The organism is Martelella mediterranea, assembly GCF_004342225.1.
Lineage (GTDB): Bacteria > Pseudomonadota > Alphaproteobacteria > Rhizobiales > Rhizobiaceae > Martelella > Martelella mediterranea_B.
Map to the genome: position 1 here is coordinate 246391 of NZ_SMAR01000002.1, position 20245 is coordinate 266635.

Consider the following 20245-nt stretch of genomic DNA (forward strand, 5'->3'; position numbering starts at 1 on the left):
AGGGGCCGTTGAAGGCCCCTTGGAGCGCCGTGCATCCATTCGGATGCACAAAGCACGATGCTGTAAATAAGTTGAACTGCGACAGCGATCAGGACTTGCTGTCATCCTCTTCGTCGCTGTTTTCGTCACCATCGCTCTTCAGCGAGGCAAAGCGTGAGAACACTTCGTCGGCAGACATCTGCTTGTCTTCCGAGTTCTCCGAAACAGAGTTGCCGAGGCTTTCCATATCGTGGGCGGAAGCCAGCGTTGCATTATCCATTTCTTCAGCGGACGGCAGCGGACGATCCTTGGCAGATTTTTCCACTTCAAGATCAAGGTCGATCTGGCTGCAAAGGCCGAGCGTGACCGGGTCCATTGGCGTCAGATTGGCCGAATTCCAGTGTGTGCGGTCACGGATCTGCTCGATGGTGGATTTTGTTGTGCCAACGAGGCGCGAAATCTGGGCATCTTTCAGTTCCGGATGGTTGCGCACCAGCCACAAAATCGCGTTCGGTCGATCCTGACGCTTGGAAACCGGGGTATAACGCGGCCCTTTGCGTTTCGATTCAGGAACCCGCACTTTCGGTTCGGAAATCTTCAGCTTGTGGTTCGGATTGCCTTCGCCGCGCGCAATTTCTTCGCGGGAGAGCTGTCCGGTTGAGATGGGGTCCAGCCCTTTGATACCCTGCGCGGATTCACCATCGGCGATGGCTTTGACTTCCAGCGGGTGCAGTTTGCAAAATTCGGCGATCTGATCGAACGACAGCGCTGTGTTGTCTACGAGCCAGACGGCCGTCGCTTTGGGCATTAGCAGCTTCTGTGCCATGGGTAAATTCCTTCCGTCGTCCGCGCCGGTGTCGCGGTCCGTGGGTCTTTTTGCCACTATTTCCGGGAAAACATTGCCTCCATATAAAATGAAAGAGACGTAAATGCAATTCAAAGCAGGAGAATTGACGAATGTCTTATTGAAGACGCGTTTAAGCTTGTTATGGTTCGACCATAACAGGCATTCTTGTTGACGATAAACAGATTGTCGCACGGAGGAGAAGCTGAATAAACTCAGGAGGAGGTCATGTCAGCAAAAATATATCCGGTTTTGAAGCCGGCTAAAGCCCGCGCATTGATTGATCAGGCCAAGTATGACCAGTGGTATCAGGAAAGCATCAATGAGCCGGAATTGTTCTGGGACAAGCACGGTCGCCGCATTGACTGGTTCAAGCCCTACACCAAGGTCAAAAACACCTCTTTCAAGGGCCGTGTCTCGATCAAGTGGTTTGAAGACGGCCAGACCAATGTATCCTACAACTGCATTGACCGGCATCTGAAAACCCACGGGGAAGAAACCGCCATCATCTGGGAAGGCGATAACCCCTACATCGATAAAAAGATCACCTATAACCAGCTTTACGATCAGGTTTGCCGTATGGCGAACGTGCTGAAGAAGTACGGCGTCAAGAAAGGTGACCGGGTCACGATCTATATGCCGATGGTTCCGGAGGCGGCCTATGCGATGCTTGCCTGCGCGCGGATCGGTGCTATTCACTCCGTTGTCTTTGCGGGTTTTTCGCCGGAAGCACTGGCCGGTCGCATTGTCGATTGCGAAAGTACGTTCGTGATCACCTGCGATCAGGGCGTGCGCGGCGGCAAGCCAATCCAGTTGAAGGAAAATGTCGATCTGGCGATTGATATCGCCGCGAAGCAGTATGTTCTGGTCAACCACGTTTTATGTGTTCGCAGAACCGGTGGCCATGTTGGCTGGGCGCCGGGCCGTGATGTCTGGTACCATGAGGAAATCCGCACGGTGAAAGGCGATTGCCCGCCGGTGAAGATGAAGGCAGAGGATCCGCTTTTCATTCTCTATACCTCCGGCTCGACAGGCAAACCCAAGGGTGTTCTGCACACGACCGGGGGCTACCTCGTCTGGGCGTCTATGACCCACGAATATGTTTTCGACTATCGGCAGGGAGAGGTTTACTGGTGTGCAGCCGATGTCGGCTGGGTGACCGGTCACTCCTATATCGTCTATGGTCCGCTCGCCAATTGTGCGACAACCGTCATGTTCGAAGGCACACCGAACTTTCCGGACTATGGCCGCTTTTGGGAAATCGTTGACAAGCACAAGGTCAATATTCTCTATACCGCGCCGACTGCGATCCGCGCTCTCATGGGGGCCGGTGATGAACTGGTACAGAAATCGTCGCGGGAATCGCTTCGCCTTCTCGGTTCGGTGGGTGAGCCGATCAATCCTGAAGCATGGGAATGGTACTATCATGTTGTCGGAGAGGCCCGTTGCCCGATCGTCGACACCTGGTGGCAGACCGAAACCGGCGGCATGATGATTACACCTCTGCCCGGTGCGACTGATCTGAAACCCGGTTCGGCAACCAGACCCTTTTTCGGTATCAAGCCCGAACTTCTCGATAGTGACGGCAATCAGCTGGACGGCGCAACAGACGGCAATCTGGTGATTACCGACAGCTGGCCGGGGCAGGCGCGTTCCGTTTACGGCGATCATCAGCGCTTCGTGCAGACCTATTTCTCCGCCTATAAGGGCAAATATTTCACAGGGGATGGTTGCAAGCGCGATGAGGACGGTTACTACTGGATTACCGGCCGTGTCGACGACGTGCTGAATGTTTCCGGTCATCGTCTCGGTACAGCGGAAGTCGAATCAGCGCTTGTGTCGCATCACTTTGTTTCTGAAGCTGCCGTCGTCGGATATCCGCATACGCTGAAAGGGCAAGGCATTTATTGCTATGTGACACTGATGAGTGAGCATGATCCGGATGAGGCTTTGAGGCAGGACCTTATCAAATGGGTGCGTGCGGAAATCGGGCCGATCGCAACGCCGGACAAAATCCAGTTTGCGCCGGGCCTGCCGAAAACCCGCTCCGGTAAGATCATGCGACGTATTCTGCGGAAGATCGCGGAGGATGATTTTGACAATCTGGGTGACACATCGACGCTCGCAGATCCCGGCGTCGTGGATGACCTGATTGCAAACCGCCAGAACAGGCGTGAAGCGGCCTGACGCCGTTTCGTGCTGTTTCACGTGAAATAGATAGGAGCCATCGGCAGCACCAGCTGGCGGTGGCCTCCTGCCTACCCGCAACCTGAAAACGCATTCCTGTGAGCCCGGAACTCTTTTGCGGCTGTATGCGTTTTAAAGAAACGCTTGCGCGCATCGGTCAGTTGACCTTTCGGCGCAATCTTCAGCAAAAGGAGAGCAGATATGTCGACACCTAAAATCGCGATCATTGTGGGCAGCACCAGACCGGAGCGTTTTGCTGATACCGCAGTTGAATGGTTCCATGGCATTGCCGCAACCTATGATGAAGCCGCGTTCGAGGTGGTCGATCTCAGAGACTATCCTCTGCCATTCTTCGATGAGACAGCGCCTGTGGCAGCCAAGCCGCCGGAACATGAAGTGGCAAAGAAATGGGAAGCAAAACTGGCTGAATTCGATGGCTTTGTGTTCTCGGTCGCTGAATATAACCACGGCATGACCGCAGTTTTGAAAAACGCCCTCGACTATGCCTATCAGGCTTGGAGCCGTAAGCCGGTTGCCTTTCTGGGATATGGTGGTGTCGGTGGAGCCCGCGCTGTTGAGCAGGTTCGCATGGTCACCAGTCAGCTGCAAATGGCGCCGCTTTCCGGTGGCGTTGCAATCACGATGCCGGAAATGATGGCCGTCGGAAAAGGCGAAAAGCAGCTTTCTGATTACGATTATCTGAATGACGCTGCAAAGGCGACGCTCGATGATCTCCTGTGGTGGACCAAGGCGCTGAAAAGCGCGCGTGAAGCCAGCTGATGGTATCGGTCTGTTTCCGGAGTTTCTTTCATTGCGGCATTTTCAAACGGTCTTTGCCTTTCTATGCTGGGATCAGTTTTGAAATGAAAGGATGAGGCAATGATGATCGGTTTTATCGGCACGGGAGAGATTACCAAGGCGGTGGTAACGGGCCTGAGCACGCTGGAAACGGACAAGCCCGATATTCTGGTTTCGCCGCGCAATGAGGCGATAGCCGCCGAGCTGGCGGAGAAATTCGACAATGTCGAGATTGCCAGCAGCAATCAGGCGGTGATCGACGGTGCGGATACGGTTTGCCTTGCCCTTCGTCCGCTGGATGCAGAAGGCATTATGGCTGACTTATCCTTTGGAACAGCGCATCACGTTGTGAGCTTCATGCCGACCTTTGGTGTTGAGAGGCTTCAGCCGCTTGTCGCGCCGGCCGAAAAAATCACGCTGGTAACGCCGCTTCCCGCCGTCGCTTTTCATGGTGGCCCGACGCCGATTTACCCGCCGGATGACGCGCTGGTCGCGCTTTTCGACCGGTTGGGAACGGCGGTTGCCGTTGAAACGCCGGAAGAATATCAGGCGCTTTGCGTGGCGACGGCAACGCTTGCCGGTGCCTTCAATTATTACGGTACGATCCAGGCGTTTCTGAAGGCGAAGAATGTGCCTGACGCTCAGGCCCGCAAATTCTCTGGCGCAGTCTTTTATGCACTCGCCGCCACGGCCAAAACCAAGCCTGAGCTTTCCTTTGAAGGCCTGACGCATGAAGCTGCCACCAGGGGCGGTACCAATGAACAGGTTTTGAAACACCTGAAGGATGAAGGCGTTTATGATGCGCTTGCAAAAGCGCTTGACGGCATCTGGGACCGGTTCGAGAATGCCAAGCGGCCAACGAAATAACGGGATATAAATGATGGATGCGTCGCCGCTTTTCGCATCGCTGGTGCTCGCTTGGAGCGCCTATTTCATCGCCGTGGTCAGTCCCGGTCCGGCCACGCTTGCGATCTCCGGCACGGCCATGGGCCATGGCAGGCGGCAGGCGCTGGCGCTTGCAAACGGCGTGCTGACCGGGTCGCTGATCTGGGCGGTGCTGGCGGGAACCGGCATGGCCGCCGTGGTGACGAAACTTGCCTATGGCCTCGTTGCGCTGAAAATCGTCGGCGGGTGCTACCTGCTTTATCTTGCGGTAAAGAGTTTCCGTGCGGCCATGCGGCGCGACGCGCCCGAGATGGCACCGGCACTCACCGGCACGCCAAACCTCGGCGCATTCTACCGCCGCGGTCTTCTGATCCACCTGACCAATCCGAAGGCGATCTTCGCCTGGGTTTCGCTTGCCTCCATCGGCCTGCCGAAGGATGCGGGACAGGGCACGATCGCCCTGTTCATCGGCGCCGCCGGTATTATCGGTTTTCTGACTTTCAACACGCTCGCACTCGTGTTCTCCGCCGGGGCCGCGGTGCGGGCCTATCGCAAGGGACGCCGCGCTATCGAAGGCACGATGGCGGTTCTCTTCACCCTTGCAGGCTTCAAACTCCTGACGACACGGCTCTGACATGCTTGATGAAGACGAAATCGGAAAACGGCTTCTGGGCATGGAGCCGGGCGAATTCCACTTCCCTCAGCTTTACGGAGAGGACTGGAACCGGCTTTATATCGGCGACAAGGTGAAAATCGGTCGCGAATTCTTGAACGCCGTACGCGCCGGAGCGTTTCCCGGCGTCGAGGATACCGGACGCAAGAAAAACGGCGGACGTATTTACCGGAAAAACTAGAGCGCCGTGCATCCATTCGGATGCACAAAGCACGATGCTGTAGCGCCGGTTATTCAGCCGCCAGCTGCCCCGACCCAAAACGCTGCTCGATATAATCGGCAACCATTTTTTCAAAGTCCGCGGCGATATTGGGGCCGCGCAGTGTCTTCGCTTTCTTGCCGTCGATAAAAACCGGGGCTGCCGGTGTTTCGCCTGTCCCCGGCAGGGATATGCCGATATCCGCGTGCTTGCTTTCACCGGGACCATTGACGATGCAGCCCATCACGGCAACATTCAACGCCTCAACGCCCGGATATTTGTCGCGCCAGACCGGCATGTTCTTGCGGATGTCCGATTGAATTTTCGAGGCCAGTTCCTGAAACACCGTCGATGTTGTGCGGCCGCATCCCGGACATGCCGCGACAACCGGCACAAACTGGCGAAAGCCCATCACCTGAAGCAGTTCCTGGGCTACCTGCACTTCACGGGTGCGATCGCCGCCCGGTTCCGGTGTCAGCGAAACACGGATCGTGTCGCCGATGCCATGCTGGAGAACATACCCCATGGAGGCTGATGAGGCGACGATACCCTTGGTGCCCATACCTGCTTCCGTCAGCCCCAGATGGAGTGCATGGTCGGAGCGCTCTGCCAGCATCGAATAAACAGCAATCAGGTCCTGAACCTGAGATACCTTGGCTGAAAGAATGATGCGGTTGCGCGGCAGGCCGATTTCTTCTGCCAGTTCTGCAGATAACAACGCTGATTGGACAATGGCTTCACGCGTGACATCACGGGCAGAAAGCGGCGAGCCGTTTTCCGCGTTTTCATCCATCAGTTTCGTCAGAAGATCCTGATCCAGAGACCCCCAGTTTACGCCGATGCGAACAGGTTTGTCGTAGCGGATCGCCATTTCAATGATTTCGGCGAACTGCTTGTCTTTCTTGTCCTTGAAGCCGACATTGCCGGGATTAATGCGGTATTTCGCCAGCACCTCGGCACAGGCCGGGTGGTCGGCCAGAAGCTTGTGGCCGATATAATGAAAGTCGCCGACCAGTGGAACATCCATGCCAAGGCGCAACAGGCGCTCGCGGATTTTCGGCACGGCTGCCGCGGCTTCATCACGGTCAACGGTGATGCGTACGAGCTCGGAGCCAGCTTTGGAAAGCGCTGCCACCTGAGCAACGGTCGCGTCAATATCAGCCGTGTCAGTGTTTGTCATCGACTGCACCACCACCGGCGCGCCGCCGCCGACGATCACACCACCGACATCCACGGCAACGGAGGCACGGCGGGGCAGGGGATCGAAGTTTCGGGGGGCAGACATGTTTCTCTCCAGAGAGATTTTTGATCTTTATTTCAGGTGGATCAAACAGGCTGGCTTGTCAACTGTCAGCCGGCATGGTCCTGATCGGCATAATGCGCAAGTGGTGCCATCAGAAACACAATGATGTGAAGCCCGGCCAGACCGGCAAAGATCGGCGAAAAACCTGTATGTTCTGCAAGAAACCCGATTGCCGACGGGGCAACCAGAATGCCGGAATACCCAAGTGTGGTCGTGACCGAAAGGCTGATGCCCGGCGCAATGCCGGGCAGATTGCCAGCGGCAGAAAATGCGACGGGGATCATGTTGGAAATCCCAATGCCGGTGATCGCAAAACCGATGATGATGAGAACCGTTGACGGCGCAAGACCTGCCAGCAGCAGGCCGGTCACTGACATGGCGGCACAGAAGCGCAGTGTTTTTACAGCGCCAAACCGGTCCCGCACATGGTCTCCGGCAAAACGCATTGTCGTCATCGTCAGCTGAAAAGCAGCGAAGCCAAAACCGGCCCAGGCGATATCAACCCCGCGTTCTCCGGTGAGATAAAGTGCGCTCCAATCCATCACCGCACCTTCAGGGATCATGGAAAACAGTGCCATAATGCCGATCAGCCAGGGAAGCGGCGTCATCGGCAGACGGATTTTCTGCGCTGCTGCTTCGTCTGAAGGCGGGTCCTGCAGAAGTTTTGGAAATGAGACCGCCAGCATGACAGCGGCAATGACGGTGACTGTGAATGCATGGCCCAGAATGCCAAGTTCGGCGATCAGAAAGCCGCCGATGCCGGCGCCAAACAGGCCACCAAGGCTCCAGAAGGCGTGGCAGGAGGACATGATCGCGCGGCGCTCTGATTTCTCGACTGAAACCGTGTTGCCATTCATTGAAACGTCCATGGCAGCCATCAATCCGCCAAAGCAGAAGAGAGCCACCACAGCCAGCGGAATGTTCGGCACGACGGAGATGACCAGTAGCATCGGCAAAAACAGCATGGCTGCGGTTTTGACCACGCGGGCAGCGCCGAAACGGGCGAGAAAAATGCCGGTTGCCGGCATGGCGATGATGGAGCCGAGACCGAAAACGAGGATCATCAGCCCCAGCTCGCCTTCTGACAGGTTCAGCCGTTCGGCAAATTCGGGAATTTTCGGTGCCCATGAGCCTGTAAAAAAGCCGTTCATCATGAACAGCAATGATATCGCCAGCCGGTTCCTCGACATGTAGCGCCTGCGATGGCTTGTGTTTGTTTGGGTCATGAATGCTTCGCTAAACAGTAATTTCGATAAGGTTGCCGTCCGGGTCGGCAATGATGGCTTCATAAAAACCGTCGCCGGTTTGTCGCGGCTGGCTCTTTAAAAAATCGCCGGCTTCTGCCTTTTTCGCCAACGCATCAACGGCGCTACGTTCGCCAACAGCGATTGCGATATGGGCATAGCCGGTTATCTCTTTCCCGTTCTCGCCCGCTTCCAGCCACGGGGCCTGCATGACTTCGATTGTCGTTTCACCCGAAAAATACATAAACCGGGATATGAAGCCGGGTCTTCTGTGGCTTTCATAGCGTTCACTGACGCTGGCATTGAAGAAACGTTTGTAAAAGTCACAGAGTTTTTCAATGTCACGGGTCCAGAGTGCCACATGGGCAATGTGCGTTTTGTTCAATCGCGTATCCTCCGTTCCTCTGCCTTCAAAAGGCTTACCCGATTTCGGGCCAGTGCAGTTTCGAATTCAGTGTCCGGTTCTCCTGAGATCACAAGCCCTGAAAGTCCGGAAAGCGGAACAATCAGGAAAGGAGCGCGAGTGCGAAGTTTTTCGACCGTTGAAGACGTGATTCTGCGCTTCGCATTTGCCGACGCAGCGCGCTTGAGAATGGCGTCTTCCTGGCTGAAACATGTGAGCCCGGCATCCGGATCAATACCACAGGCGCCGAGGATACAGAGATCCGGCCGGTAGCGACCGACCTCCTCAACCGCCTGCGAACCGATGGCACCGCCGACAGTGCGGTCAATGATCCCGCCAATCATGATGACCGTTACAGAGGGCTGTCCGTCAAGGGCTGCCGCAATCGCCGGTGCGTTGGTAATGATTGTGCAGGGCAGATCCGGCAAAGCCTTTGCCGCGGCGAGATTCGTACTCGAAGCATCCAGAAACACCGTCATGCCGCTTTTGATTTCCGCAGCGATGCGTTGTCCGAGCCTTTGCTTCTCAAGGGCACTCTGTTGCTGGCGGGTCGCCAGATTTCCGCTCGACGGAGAGAGGGTTAATGCACCACCATACACCCGCTCACAAAGACCGCGCCCAGCCAGTGTTCGCAGATCTCTGCGAATGGTGTCTTCTGAAACAGAAAATGTCACGGCGAGATCGGCAGCAAGGACTTTGCCCGATGCTTTAAGACGCTGCAGAATCTGAGTTTGGCGCTCGCTCGCCAGAAGTTCATTCATGTTGAAAATCCAAATCGTGCAAGAACGTGCATAAACAAATTTAAATATGCATGCAACCGAAAACGCCGGTTCTCATGGCTCAAACCACGCCACTGGCCAGCCACAGAAGTTGTGCGTCGGGAAGGGGGTTATTCGAAGTCTGAAAGCCAGCGGGAAAGCAGGTGATCGAGCTGCGCCCGCTCTTCATCACTCAGGCCGGAGATCAGCTTGTGCTGGTTATCCACATGGGCACTGACGGCTCTATTGATCAGCTCGAAACCCTTGTCCGTTAATGCAACAACGAAACCGCGCCGGTCTTCGGGATTGCGTTCGCGCGACACAAACCCGGCCTGAGCCAGCCGGTCGATCCGGTTTGTCATGGTTCCGGAAGAAACCATCGTCCAGTCCATCAGGTCTGATGGGGAAAGCGCGTAGGGCGGCCCCGACCGCCTCAAGGTTGCAAGAACGTCAAAGCTCGCCGCATTTAGCTCATGTTGGGAAAAGACTGTCTCAAGCTGCCGGGCAAGATGTACCTGCAAGCGCTTGAGGCGGCCCATTATGCCCATGGGGCTGACATCCAGGTCCGGGCGCGCTGCCTGCCATTGGGCGAGAATTCTGTCAACATGATCCATCACCTGAAGCTATCAGAAAATACCTTGACGTCAAGATTTATAAAAATATCTTGATATCAAGATAAAAGGATAGTCCTATGATAAAATCACCCGATTTGCTGTTAACCGGAATTGCGCCTGCAATCTGGGGCAGCACCTATATTGTCACCACCCAATGGCTGCCAGACGGCTATCCTCTCACCATCAGCCTTTTGCGGGCGCTTCCGGCTGGCATCATTCTGATTCTTGTTCTGCGCCGGTTTCCGGAGGTTCGCTGGTTGCCGAAACTGTTTCTGCTCGCGCTGCTGAATTTCACTTTGTTCTGGGCTTTGCTTTTTGTCGCTGCCTATCGTCTCCCGGGCGGCGTCGCGGCAACTCTGGGCGCCACACAGCCTTTAATCGTTCTGTTTCTGGCGCGGGCTGTTATCGGCACGCCGGTTCGCCCACTCGGTGTGGCCGCAGCCCTTGGCGGTCTGGCCGGTGTCGGTCTGCTGTTGATTTCTTCGGCGATCGCACTCGACCCGCTGGGCGTTGCGGCGGCGCTCGGCGGTGCTTTGTCGATGGCATGTGGCACCGTGCTGACCAGAAAATGGCAATGGCCTGTCTCACCGTTGACACTGACAGCCTGGCAACTGACGGCAGGCGGTATAGTGCTTGCACCTTTTGCGCTGGTTCTGGAGCCGGGTTTTCCACTACCGGATATGAAGGCGTTCGCTGGTCTTGTCTGGCTGGGACTTATCGGTGCAGCGCTGACCTACTATCTCTGGTTTCGTGGTATCGCCAGAATCGGTCCCGCGCGTGCAGCACTTCTCGGTTTTTTAAGTCCACTGAGTGCCGTTCTTCTAGGGTGGGGCATTCTTGGTGAGGCTTTGACACCGGTTCAGATTGGTGGTGCGGTTCTGGTTCTCGCAAGTCTGTGGGTTGGACAGCGTGCCAGCAGACCTTCACCCAAATTCATTCAAGCGCCCGAAGCCCAGATAAAAACCCCGGCCGAATGACCGGGGTTTTCCAGATTTTTTGTAAACTCTGATCTTGTCAGTCTTCGTAGACGATCAGCAGATCCTTGGCATCGATCTGATCACCAGCCTTGACGTGGACTTCCTTGATCACGCCTTCACGGTCAGCGTGAAGCGCGGTTTCCATCTTCATTGCTTCGATGGATACCAGCACATCGCCCTGTGAAACCTGCTGACCGCTGGAGACGGCAACCGTGGAGATGACGCCCGGCATTGGTGCACCAACATGGTTCTGGTTGGCCGGGTCCACCTTGGGGTTTGCACCACCTGCAGCACCATGTGCGCGGTCCGGCACCTTGATCGAACGTGGTGCGCCATTCAGTTCGAAGAAGATGGTGACCATGCCCTTTTCGTCAGCGCCGGTAATGCCCTGATTCTGGATAACAAGGGTCTTGCCGCGCTCGATATCGGCGTGGATCTCTTCGCCTTCGGTAATGCCGTAGAAATAGGAAGGTGTCGGCAGAACCGAGACCGGGCCATAAGTGTCGGTCGCCATAACATAATCGACGAAGACCTTCGGATACATCAGATAGGAAGCCAGTTCGAAGTCATTGAGGTCACGGCCGATCTTCTCGGCGGCTTCCTTGCGTTCGGCTTCCAGATCCGCATCGTCGAGCAGCGAGCCGGGGCGTACCGTATAGGCATCATCGCCTTTCAGCACCTTCTTCTGCAGCTTCTCCGGCCAGCCAGCCGGTGGCTGTCCGAGATCACCCTTCAGCATCGAGATGACGGAATCCGGGAAGGAGATGTCCTTGGCCGGGCTTTCTACATCGGCGACCGAAAGATCCTGGCTGACCATCATCAGCGCCATATCGCCGACCACCTTTGAGGACGGGGTGACCTTGACGATATCGCCGAACATCTGGTTGGCGTCGGCATAGGCCTGCGCGACTTCATGCCAGCGGGTTTCCAGACCAAGAGAACGGGCCTGCTCCTTGAGGTTGGTAAACTGGCCGCCCGGCATTTCATGCAGATAAACTTCCGACGCCGGGCCCTTAAGGTCGCTTTCAAACGCCGTGTACTGGTGACGCACGGCCTCCCAGTAGAATGAGATGCGGCGAATGAAGTTGGTGTCGAGGCCGGGGTCACGTTCGTGGCCCTTCAGGGCTTCGACAATCGAACCAAGGCAGGGCTGAGACGTGTTGCCGGAAAACGCATCCATCGCCGCATCCACGGCATCAACACCGGCATCAACAGCAGCCAGAACGGTTGCAGCAGCAATGCCCGATGTATCATGCGTGTGGAAGTGGATCGGCAGGCTGGTTTCCTCACGCAGCGCCTTGAACAGAACCCGTGCTGCGCCCGGCTTCAGCAGCCCGGCCATGTCCTTTACCGCGATGATGTGAGCGCCTGCGGCTTCCAGCTCCTTGGCGAGACCGACATAATATTTCAGGTCATACTGAGGCCGTTTGGCATTCATGATGTCGCCGGTATAGCAGATCGTAGCTTCGCAGAGCTTGTTTTCTTCCAATACAGCGTCCATCGAGACGCGCATGTTTTCCACCCAGTTCAGGCAGTCGAACACGCGGAAGAGGTCGATACCACCAGCAGCGGCCTGCCGGACAAAGTATTTCACCACATTGTCCGGATAGTTCTTGTAGCCAACGCCATTGGCACCGCGGAAGAGCATCTGCAGCAGCAGGTTCGGCGCATTCTCACGCACCTTTGCCAGCCGTTCCCACGGATCTTCGGTGAGGAAGCGCATGGATACGTCGAACGTGGCACCGCCCCAGCACTCCAGTGAGAACAGTTCCGGCAGAGCGCGGGCATAGGTTCCGGCGATCGTTGAAATATCGTGCGTGCGCATGCGGGTTGCCAACAGTGACTGATGGCCGTCACGCATGGTCGTGTCCGTCATCAGAACGCGCGTTTCATTGCGCATCCACTTGGAGAACTTCTCCGGTCCCATTTCGTCCAGCAGCTGTTTGGTGCCCGGCTTGGGGTCGCCTTCAGTGTACGGAACAACCGGCGGTGCGATTTCATTGGACGGTTTCGGACGGCCTTTGGCCTCCGGATGGCCGTTGACGGTGACATCGGCCAGATAGGTGAGGAGGCGTGTTGCCCGGTCCTGGCGTTTGACCTGATCAAACAGTTCCGGGGTCTCATCGATGAAGCGCGTTGTGTAGCTGTAATCGATGAATTTCGGATGGGTGATGATCGCTTCAAGGAAGGTCAGGTTGGTGGCCACACCGCGAATACGGAATTCGCGCAGTGCACGGTCCATGCGGCGTGCGGCTTCCTGCGGTGAAGGCGCCCAGGCGGTGACCTTTTCCAGAAGCGGGTCGTAGAAACGGGTGATCACAGCGCCAGAAAAAGCGGTGCCGCCATCCAGACGGATGCCGAAGCCGGTTGCGCCGCGATAAGCGGTGATGCGGCCATAATCGGGAATGAAATTGTGTTCCGGATCTTCTGTGGTGATGCGGCACTGCAGGGCATGGCCGCGCAGGTAGATTTCTTCCTGAGGGGGAACGCCGGATTCTTCCGTTCCGATTTTATAACCGTCGAGGATATGGATCTGCGCCTTGACAATATCGATGCCGGTGACGGTTTCAGTCACCGTATGCTCAACCTGAATGCGCGGGTTGACTTCGATGAAGTAAAACTTCCCGGTATCGGCATCCATCAGATATTCAACGGTACCGGCGCCGATGTAATTGGTGGCGCGGCCGATCTTCAGGGAGTATTCGGCCAGCTCGGCGCGCTGCTCTTCGTTCAGATACGGCGCAGGCGCGCGTTCGACCACTTTCTGGTTCCGACGCTGGATTGAACAGTCGCGTTCAAAAAGATGTACGACATTGCCATGCGTATCACCGAGGATCTGACTTTCGACGTGGCGGGCGCGTTCGACCAGCTTTTCAAGGTAGACTTCGTCCTTGCCGAAGGCCGCCTTGGCTTCGCGCTTGGCTTCTGTCACTTCGCGTGCGAGGTCGTCCTTGGAGCGAATGGCGCGCATGCCGCGACCGCCGCCGCCCCAGGATGCCTTCAGCATCACCGGATATCCGATCTCGTCGGCCATCCTTTCAACCTCTGCCATGTCATCGGGCAGTGGGTCTGTGGCTGGCACAACCGGAACACCGACTTCGATGGCAAGATTTCGCGCTGCAACCTTGTTGCCAAGGCGGCGCATGGTTTCAGCCTTCGGGCCGATGAAAGTGATGCCAGCTTCTTCGCAGGCGTCCACAAATTCAGGGCTTTCAGACAGGAGCCCGTAACCGGGATGGATCGCATCGGCGCCGGAGAGCTTGGCGACGCGGATCACTTCCTCAATGGAAAGATAGCTTTCGATCGGTCCCATATCGTGGTCGAGATGCGGTCCGCGACCGACCTGGTAGCTCTCATCGGCTTTGAAGCGATGAAGCGCAAGCTTGTCCTCTTCCGCCCATATGGCGACCGTTTTGATGTCGAGTTCGTTTGCAGCGCGAAAGACGCGGATGGCGATTTCGGAACGGTTTGCGACAAGAATTTTCGAAATGGACAAGGAAGACCCCCTCATGAGAATAAGCAAAAAAGTGCTTTAGGAAATTCATAGCTAAAGTCAGGGGTAAGCGCAAACCCGCCTTGCGCCGATACGGTATTTTTGGGTCTAGGAAATTAGTCCCAACCGCATGGCAACTGTAATCAGATTCTGGCGATTTCGAGCGTTAAACTTTCCCTGCAAACCGGTTACGTACCAGTTCACTGTATGGTTGGATAAACCAAGCTCTTTCGCAATCTCAACAGAGGTTTTGCCATCGGCAAGCCCCTGCATAATCGCACGCTCGCGCGTTGAAACGGGGGGCATGTATTCCGGCATCGCAGCATAGGGTGGCGTTTTCTGAGAAATCTCCAGGATGCGTTTCAAAAAAGTATCGGCAAGTGCTGCCAGCAGCGTTGTCTCGAGCGGGGTTATCTCGATTTCTTTGCTGCTTGCGAGCTTGAGGTCACCAATCATGCCACGCCGGTCAAAGACCGGGAGGGTCATGCCATTCGGCATGTTATACCGGTCCATTTCAGCATTAAGGCTTACGAAAGCCTTGTAAAGTTCGCTGGATTTATCAACGAACTCGTACAGGTGACGGCCCCAGAAGAATGCGCCTCTGCTGATTGCCATTGAGGGCCATGCGCCGTCGACGATTTTCACATAATCCTGCGTGATACGATCGACAAAGTTGTCTGGAAAACGGCTCAGAACGACCCGGTAGCGCTCTTCAGCTTTTGTTTTGAAGGCGTAATATTCAAACAGACCGTAATATGGGATTCCATAGTCATCGATGACACGCTCAAAGGCAGACTGAATGCTGACCACATCCCCATATTCGTAGGCAACGACAAGAAACTCCAGAATTCTGTCTATCTTTTTCAAACCACCACCATTCAGTTTCATTCACGCCAGATCATCAGGATACCGCGCTGTCGGCCGGTCTGGCAAAGCCGGCAGACACTATTCGAGCGTGCCGGCTATGATTCAAATGCTTCTTATATAGAGTAGTGGATTGAATTTTATCAACCTTTGCGCGCTTTATGAACTCTTTTTGTCCCACCGGTTTTTGCCAATGATATCCTGATAATCGCCGATGAGCATATAGTGATACTCCCTGACAAATCTGAGTCCGGGTTTCACAGCAAAGAAGATGGAGCCGATGAAGAACAGCCATGTTCCGGCATACATCAGGCTGTCGAAAAAGAAGAAAAGCGATCCCAATATGAAGAAGACTGCGGCCAGCAAGTCGATCAGGGTGTAGGCAAGTTCGTAGAGAGCATAAATGCGGGCGTGGCGGTCGCTTTTCGAAGGTGTATCAGCCTGAAATATTTTCATATGTCCGGTCCTGAGTTCGCTTTTCGATCACAGTGGTTTTATCAACAGTCGCATTTTACTGTCTTGTATGAAAAGCCCTGAACGCTGATTGTCCCCGCTGTCAGCTCCTGAGTACACGATAGATCGCCGGAATAATCAGAACCGTCAGCAGTGTTGACGAGATCAGTCCGAACAGGAGCGAGATCGCCAGCCCCTGAAAGATCGGATCCGCAAGGATCACGGCTGCGCCGATGATCGCAGCCAGCGCGGTTAAAAGGATTGGCTTGAAGCGGATCGCACCGGCTTCAATCAGCGTCTCTGTCAGCGGTACATCGTCTGAGCGGATGTGACGGATGAAATCCACCAGCAGGATCGAGTTGCGCACAATGATACCGGCCAGTGCGATGAAGCCGATCATTGATGTGGCCGTAAACGGTGCGTGAAAAGCCCAGTGCCCCAGCATGATCCCGATGAAGGTCAACGGTACCGGTGTCAGGATCACCAGTGGCAGTTTGAAGGAGCCAAATTGGGCAACGACGAGAATATAGATACCCAGCAGTGCGACCATGAAGGCAGCTCCCATATCGCGGAAGGTTACCCAGGTCACTTCCCACTCGCCATCCCACAAAAGCACCGGTGAGGATTCATCATCCGGCTGACCGTGGAGTTTGATCTCTGGCTTTGGCAGGTCGCCCCAGTCCATTGCATCAATCTGGTCTTTGACCGCAAGCATGCCATAAAGCGGGGCCTCGAAGTCTCCCGCCAGCTCACCGGTGACCATATCGGCATAATGACCGTTGTGGCGGAAGATCGTGTAAGATGTGTCTTCTTCCGAGACATGCACGACGTCGCCAAGTTCGACAACCGAGGCCGTATCTCCCGCACCGGACGAGGCAACCGGGGTAGAAAGAAATGTTTCGTCGAGAACCTTTTCTCCCTTTTGTCGGCCGATTTCGATTGCAATCGGCGGGCGTCCCCCGCCGCGATGGGAATATCCAACCGTTTTCGTGGCATTCAGCGCCTGCAATGTATCGAAGACGTCCGCTTCCGAAACACCGTAATATTCCAGATCGTCGCCTGAGATGGTCACGCGCAGTCGCTTTGTCTGCTGGCCGTAACTGTCATCCACATCGACGATGAAGGGAACCGCATTAAATGCCTCACGAACCTTGCCGGCCACCGCACGCCGGGTTTGTGCATCGGGGCCGTAAATTTCAGCCAGAAGTGTGGCCATGACCGGCGGCCCTGGCGGTGGCTCAACCACTTTGAGCGAGGTTCCGTCAGGAACATCGACCCGGGCAAGGATTTTCTGTCTCAGATCCAGCGCAATGTCGTGGCTGGAACGGTCGCGCGTAGCCTTCGGCGTCAGATTGATCTGAAGGTCGCCCATCTGCGGATAATCCCGCATATAGTAATGGCGGACCAGACCGTTGAAATTGAACGGTGCCGCAGTGCCCGCATGGGTCTGAACCGATGTGACCTCCGGTGTCTGAAGCACGACGGCGGCCACAGACTGGGCAACCGCATCCGTCTGCTCAACCGAACTGCCTTCTGGCAGGTCGATGGTCACCATCAGCTCCGACTTGTTGTCGAAGGGCAGAAGTTTGACCGTAACATGCTCGGTGTAAAACAGACTGAGCGAACCGAAGGTCGCGACCAGAACGATGGCGATAAAAGTCCAGGCACGTGGCTTGGTTTTCAAAATCGGCCGGGCAATAGCTGCATAGGCGCGGCCAAGCCTGCCGCCGCCGTGAGCATCTTCTGAATGTAGCCTGGCATTTCCGGCGATCTTCACCATCAGCCATGGCGTTATCATGACAGCAACGAAGAAAGAAAAGATCATTGCCGCTGAAGCGACCGCCGGGATCGGACTCATATAGGGGCCCATCATGCCGGACACGAACATCATCGGCAAAAGTGCAGCCACCACGGTCAGCGTTGCGACAATCGTCGGGTTGCCGACCTCGGCCACAGCTTCGATGGCCGCCTGAACGCGCGAGCGATCTCCCGGCATGGCCCAGTGACGGGCGATATTCTCGATCACGACGATGGCATCGTCCACCAGAATGCCGATGGAGAAAATCAGCGCGAACAGCGAAACGCGGTTCAGCGTATAACCCATAATATTGGCAGCAAACAGCGTCATCAGGATCGTCACCGGAATGACGATGGCAACGACAAGGGCTTCCCTGAGACCGATTGCCAGCCAGACAAGAATGATGATCGAAACCGTTGCCAATGCCAGATGGAACAGAAGTTCATTGGCTTTTTCGTTGGCGGTTTCGCCATAATCGCGCGTCACCGAAATGGTCATCGAATCCGGGATCATCGTGCCTTTTAACTGGTCAACCCGACCGAGAATGTGATGCGCAACATCAACCGCATTGGCACCGGAACGCTTGGCTATGGCAAGCGTGACCGCAGGAACGCGGTTCATCGAACCATCTTCGGCCAGTGTGACCGAAGATGTGATGGCATCGGAATCGTTTGTGATGAAGTTGGTGCTGGCGACATCGCGGACATAAACCGGGCGACCATCTGCCGTGGTCAAAAGCAGGTTGCCGATCTCGCCAGGTGTGGACAGCGTTTCCCCGGCCATCACATCGACCTGCATGCCACCATTGCGCACGGTGCCGGTGGAAAAAGCCCGGTTTGCTGCGGTTACTTTGCCGGTCAGTTGTTTCAGTGTGACACCATAAAGGGCGAGTTTTTCCGGGTCAGGCTCAACGCGAATTGCCTCACCGGTTTCCCCGACAAGGTAGGTGAGGCCAACATCATCGATCTTGGTGAGATCTGTCTGCAGCTCCCGGGCAACGCGGGTGAGATCATTTGCGGTAACACCAGCACCCTTGTCCGGGCTTGGCGTCAGCGTCAGGGCGACAATCGCGACATCGTCAATTGTACGGCCAATGATCAATGGTTCCGGTATGCCGACGGGGATCGCCGACATGTTGGCCATGACCTTGTCATGAACACGCAAAACCGCTGAATCCGAGGGCGTACCAACCTTGAAGCGGGCGGTGACCATGGCCTGATTGTCGGAAGTCTGGGAATAGACATGCTCGACATCGTTGATGCCCTTGATGATCGTTTCCAGTGGTTCGGAGACAAGCTTGACCGCATCCTCTGCTTTCAGACCAGGGGCCTGAACGATGATATCGACCATGGGCACGGAAATTTGCGGCTCTTCCTCACGTGGCAAAGTGAAGAGTGCGACGATGCCAAGTGCCAGAGCGGCGAGCAGGAAAAGCGGTGTCAGCGGCGATGCGATGAAGGTTTTCGTCAGCCCGCCGGCAATGCCCAGAGGATGCTTTTTCATGGGGTTATCACCTCATCGCCGGGGTTCAGTCCCGTCAGGACCTCAACCATCGGCTTGCCGTCAAGGGTCTCGCGTTTGCCGGTGATCACGGTTTTTTCGCGCATTTCTCCATTGCCAAGCGCTATGCTGACAAAATCAAGTCCGTGACGGGTGGACACAGCAGTTTCGGGAACCATCAGAGCCTGACGTTCTCCAATCGGAACGCGAACCAGAAAACGCTGATTGACATAACCGGTTTTCAAACCGTCAACTTCGACGTCGGCAATCACGCGATTGTTTTCCAGCTGTGGATAGAGCTTGACCAGCCTGCCCGTTGTCGTTGCCGCATCTGTCGGACGGCTGATCTCAATGGTCGCGCCCTGTCTGAGCATATCGGCATGGCGTTCTGGCACAGCCAGACGCAGGTAAAACCCGCCGGAACCAATTGTTGCCACGGTTTCGCCGGGCTGAATGACCGAGCCTGCAACAACGGGAACCGTCAGAACACGACCCGAAGCAGGGGCAATGACATCGCCTTCCTGCAGCTGCTGCCTGACCACCGCCATACTGGCCTTGGTCGATGCGATATTATTGGTCACGACATCGACCTGGGTTTTCAGCGTTTCAAGCTGCTGATTGCTGAGAGCGCCCTTGCGGTTCAGCTGTTCGCCGCGGTCAAGCTCGGACTGCGCATTCTTCAGCGAAGCCTCAAGCCCTTTCAGCTGCGCTTCATAGGCACTGATCTGATAGTTCAACTTATCGTCTTCGACGGTGGCTATCACATCACCTTCATGCACTGTATCGCCTTCTGTAACCGTCAGGCTTTCCAGTGTTCCGCCGATGCGTGCACGGGCCGGAACGGTGTTGCGGGCTTCGACCTCGCCGTAAACGGCTTTCCATTCAGGCACGGTAACGGGTTCGATTTTCAGTGTGTCGGCTGAAGCGGCTGTCGCTGCCAGCAACAGACCGAGCGCGGTCGCACCGCGCCAGATGGAAGAGATCGACATATCAGGCCCCTTGGTGCTTAAAATGCGTTGCCGGGTTTGATGCCGAGCTTTTTGAAGATGATGGCTGCAGGGCAGAAACCGGTAAACGCTGACTGCAGAAGATTGGCGCCGATAAATGCTGTCAGCCATAGCCAGTAGATACTGACAAAAGCGGTCAGCAGAACCGAAATCAGCACCATGATGCCCGCAAAGGCTAAAACCATACGATCCAGAGACATTGGAAACTCCTCACTTTAATATACGTATGTTTGTATATACGATATTATAGAATATTTGCAAGAGAA

General features: G+C 55.6%; 18 protein-coding genes. 6 read left to right on the forward strand and 12 right to left on the reverse strand.

The genetic code is table 11. The features are described 5' to 3' along the window. Window positions 1-88: 88 nt before the first annotated feature. Window positions 89-805, reverse strand: coding sequence for a DUF1013 domain-containing protein (locus tag EDC90_RS02630; RefSeq protein ID WP_132308246.1), 717 nt, complete (start codon window positions 803-805; stop codon window positions 89-91). 246 nt (window positions 806-1051) lie between these two features. Here EDC90_RS02630 and acs point away from each other — a divergent pair, with 246 nt between their 5' ends. The 5 genes from acs to EDC90_RS02655 all read left to right on the forward strand — a co-directional run bounded on the left by acs (window position 1052) and on the right by EDC90_RS02655 (window position 5547). Beyond that, on the forward strand, window positions 1052-3010 hold the full coding sequence (gene acs, locus EDC90_RS02635) for an acetate--CoA ligase (protein WP_132308248.1): 1959 nt from the start codon (window positions 1052-1054) through the stop codon (window positions 3008-3010). Window positions 3011-3211: 201 nt separating this feature from the next. Next, window positions 3212-3790 (forward strand): NADPH-dependent FMN reductase, encoded by a 579-nt coding sequence (locus EDC90_RS02640; protein ID WP_132308250.1) that lies wholly within the window; start codon window positions 3212-3214, stop codon window positions 3788-3790. Window positions 3791-3889: 99 nt separating this feature from the next. Then, window positions 3890-4675, forward strand: a complete 786-nt coding sequence (locus EDC90_RS02645; RefSeq protein ID WP_132308252.1) for an NAD(P)-binding domain-containing protein — start codon at window positions 3890-3892, stop codon at window positions 4673-4675. Between the two features lie 10 nt (window positions 4676-4685). Continuing rightward, a complete protein-coding gene (locus EDC90_RS02650; protein WP_132308254.1) occupies window positions 4686-5327 on the forward strand; it encodes a LysE family translocator in 642 nt (213 codons plus the stop codon). 1 nt (window position 5328) lies between these two features. Continuing rightward, window positions 5329-5547 (forward strand): DUF1413 domain-containing protein, encoded by a 219-nt coding sequence (locus EDC90_RS02655; protein ID WP_132308256.1) that lies wholly within the window; start codon window positions 5329-5331, stop codon window positions 5545-5547. A 49-nt stretch (window positions 5548-5596) separates the two neighbouring features. On the opposite strand, the gene ispG is transcribed toward EDC90_RS02655, so the two are convergent. The 5 genes from ispG to EDC90_RS02680 all read right to left on the reverse strand — a co-directional run bounded on the left by ispG (window position 5597) and on the right by EDC90_RS02680 (window position 9887). Next, a complete protein-coding gene (gene ispG, locus EDC90_RS02660) occupies window positions 5597-6850 on the reverse strand; it encodes a flavodoxin-dependent (E)-4-hydroxy-3-methylbut-2-enyl-diphosphate synthase (RefSeq protein WP_132308258.1) in 1254 nt (417 codons plus the stop codon). A gap of 65 nt (window positions 6851-6915) precedes the next feature. Then, window positions 6916-8094 (reverse strand): MFS transporter, encoded by a 1179-nt coding sequence (locus EDC90_RS02665; RefSeq protein ID WP_245510899.1) that lies wholly within the window; start codon window positions 8092-8094, stop codon window positions 6916-6918. Window positions 8095-8104: 10 nt separating this feature from the next. Further along, entirely contained in the window at window positions 8105-8497 is a 393-nt protein-coding gene (locus tag EDC90_RS02670) for a VOC family protein (RefSeq protein ID WP_132308260.1), read from the reverse strand. Beyond that, complete coding sequence (locus EDC90_RS02675; RefSeq protein ID WP_132308262.1) at window positions 8494-9276, reverse strand: DeoR/GlpR family DNA-binding transcription regulator; 783 nt, start codon at window positions 9274-9276, stop codon at window positions 8494-8496. The genes EDC90_RS02670 and EDC90_RS02675 overlap by 4 nt, the downstream gene beginning before the upstream one ends. Before the next feature lie 128 nt (window positions 9277-9404). Beyond that, window positions 9405-9887, reverse strand: a complete 483-nt coding sequence (locus EDC90_RS02680; RefSeq protein ID WP_132308264.1) for a MarR family winged helix-turn-helix transcriptional regulator — start codon at window positions 9885-9887, stop codon at window positions 9405-9407. 77 nt (window positions 9888-9964) lie between these two features. Here EDC90_RS02680 and EDC90_RS02685 point away from each other — a divergent pair, with 77 nt between their 5' ends. Next, the gene (locus tag EDC90_RS02685; protein WP_132308266.1) at window positions 9965-10864 is read left to right on the forward strand and encodes an EamA family transporter; all 900 of its coding nucleotides are present in this window, start codon (window positions 9965-9967) and stop codon (window positions 10862-10864) included. A gap of 37 nt (window positions 10865-10901) precedes the next feature. Here the strand turns inward: EDC90_RS02685 and pyc are convergent, their stop codons facing one another. The 6 genes from pyc to EDC90_RS02715 form a co-directional block, all read right to left on the reverse strand. Next, window positions 10902-14360: a pyruvate carboxylase gene (pyc, locus tag EDC90_RS02690; protein ID WP_132308268.1), complete on the reverse strand. Its 3459-nt coding sequence runs from the start codon at window positions 14358-14360 to the stop codon at window positions 10902-10904. Between the two features lie 105 nt (window positions 14361-14465). After that, on the reverse strand, window positions 14466-15245 hold the full coding sequence (locus EDC90_RS02695; RefSeq protein WP_132308270.1) for a LuxR C-terminal-related transcriptional regulator: 780 nt from the start codon (window positions 15243-15245) through the stop codon (window positions 14466-14468). Window positions 15246-15380: 135 nt separating this feature from the next. Beyond that, window positions 15381-15677: a YrhK family protein gene (locus EDC90_RS02700; RefSeq protein WP_132308272.1), complete on the reverse strand. Its 297-nt coding sequence runs from the start codon at window positions 15675-15677 to the stop codon at window positions 15381-15383. Between the two features lie 100 nt (window positions 15678-15777). Further along, window positions 15778-18975 (reverse strand): efflux RND transporter permease subunit, encoded by a 3198-nt coding sequence (locus tag EDC90_RS02705; RefSeq protein WP_132308274.1) that lies wholly within the window; start codon window positions 18973-18975, stop codon window positions 15778-15780. After that, entirely contained in the window at window positions 18972-19961 is a 990-nt protein-coding gene (locus EDC90_RS02710; protein ID WP_132308276.1) for an efflux RND transporter periplasmic adaptor subunit, read from the reverse strand. The genes EDC90_RS02705 and EDC90_RS02710 overlap by 4 nt, the downstream gene beginning before the upstream one ends. 17 nt (window positions 19962-19978) lie before the next feature. Continuing rightward, complete coding sequence (locus tag EDC90_RS02715) at window positions 19979-20179, reverse strand: YgaP family membrane protein (protein WP_132308278.1); 201 nt, start codon at window positions 20177-20179, stop codon at window positions 19979-19981. Window positions 20180-20245: the final 66 nt, after the last annotated feature.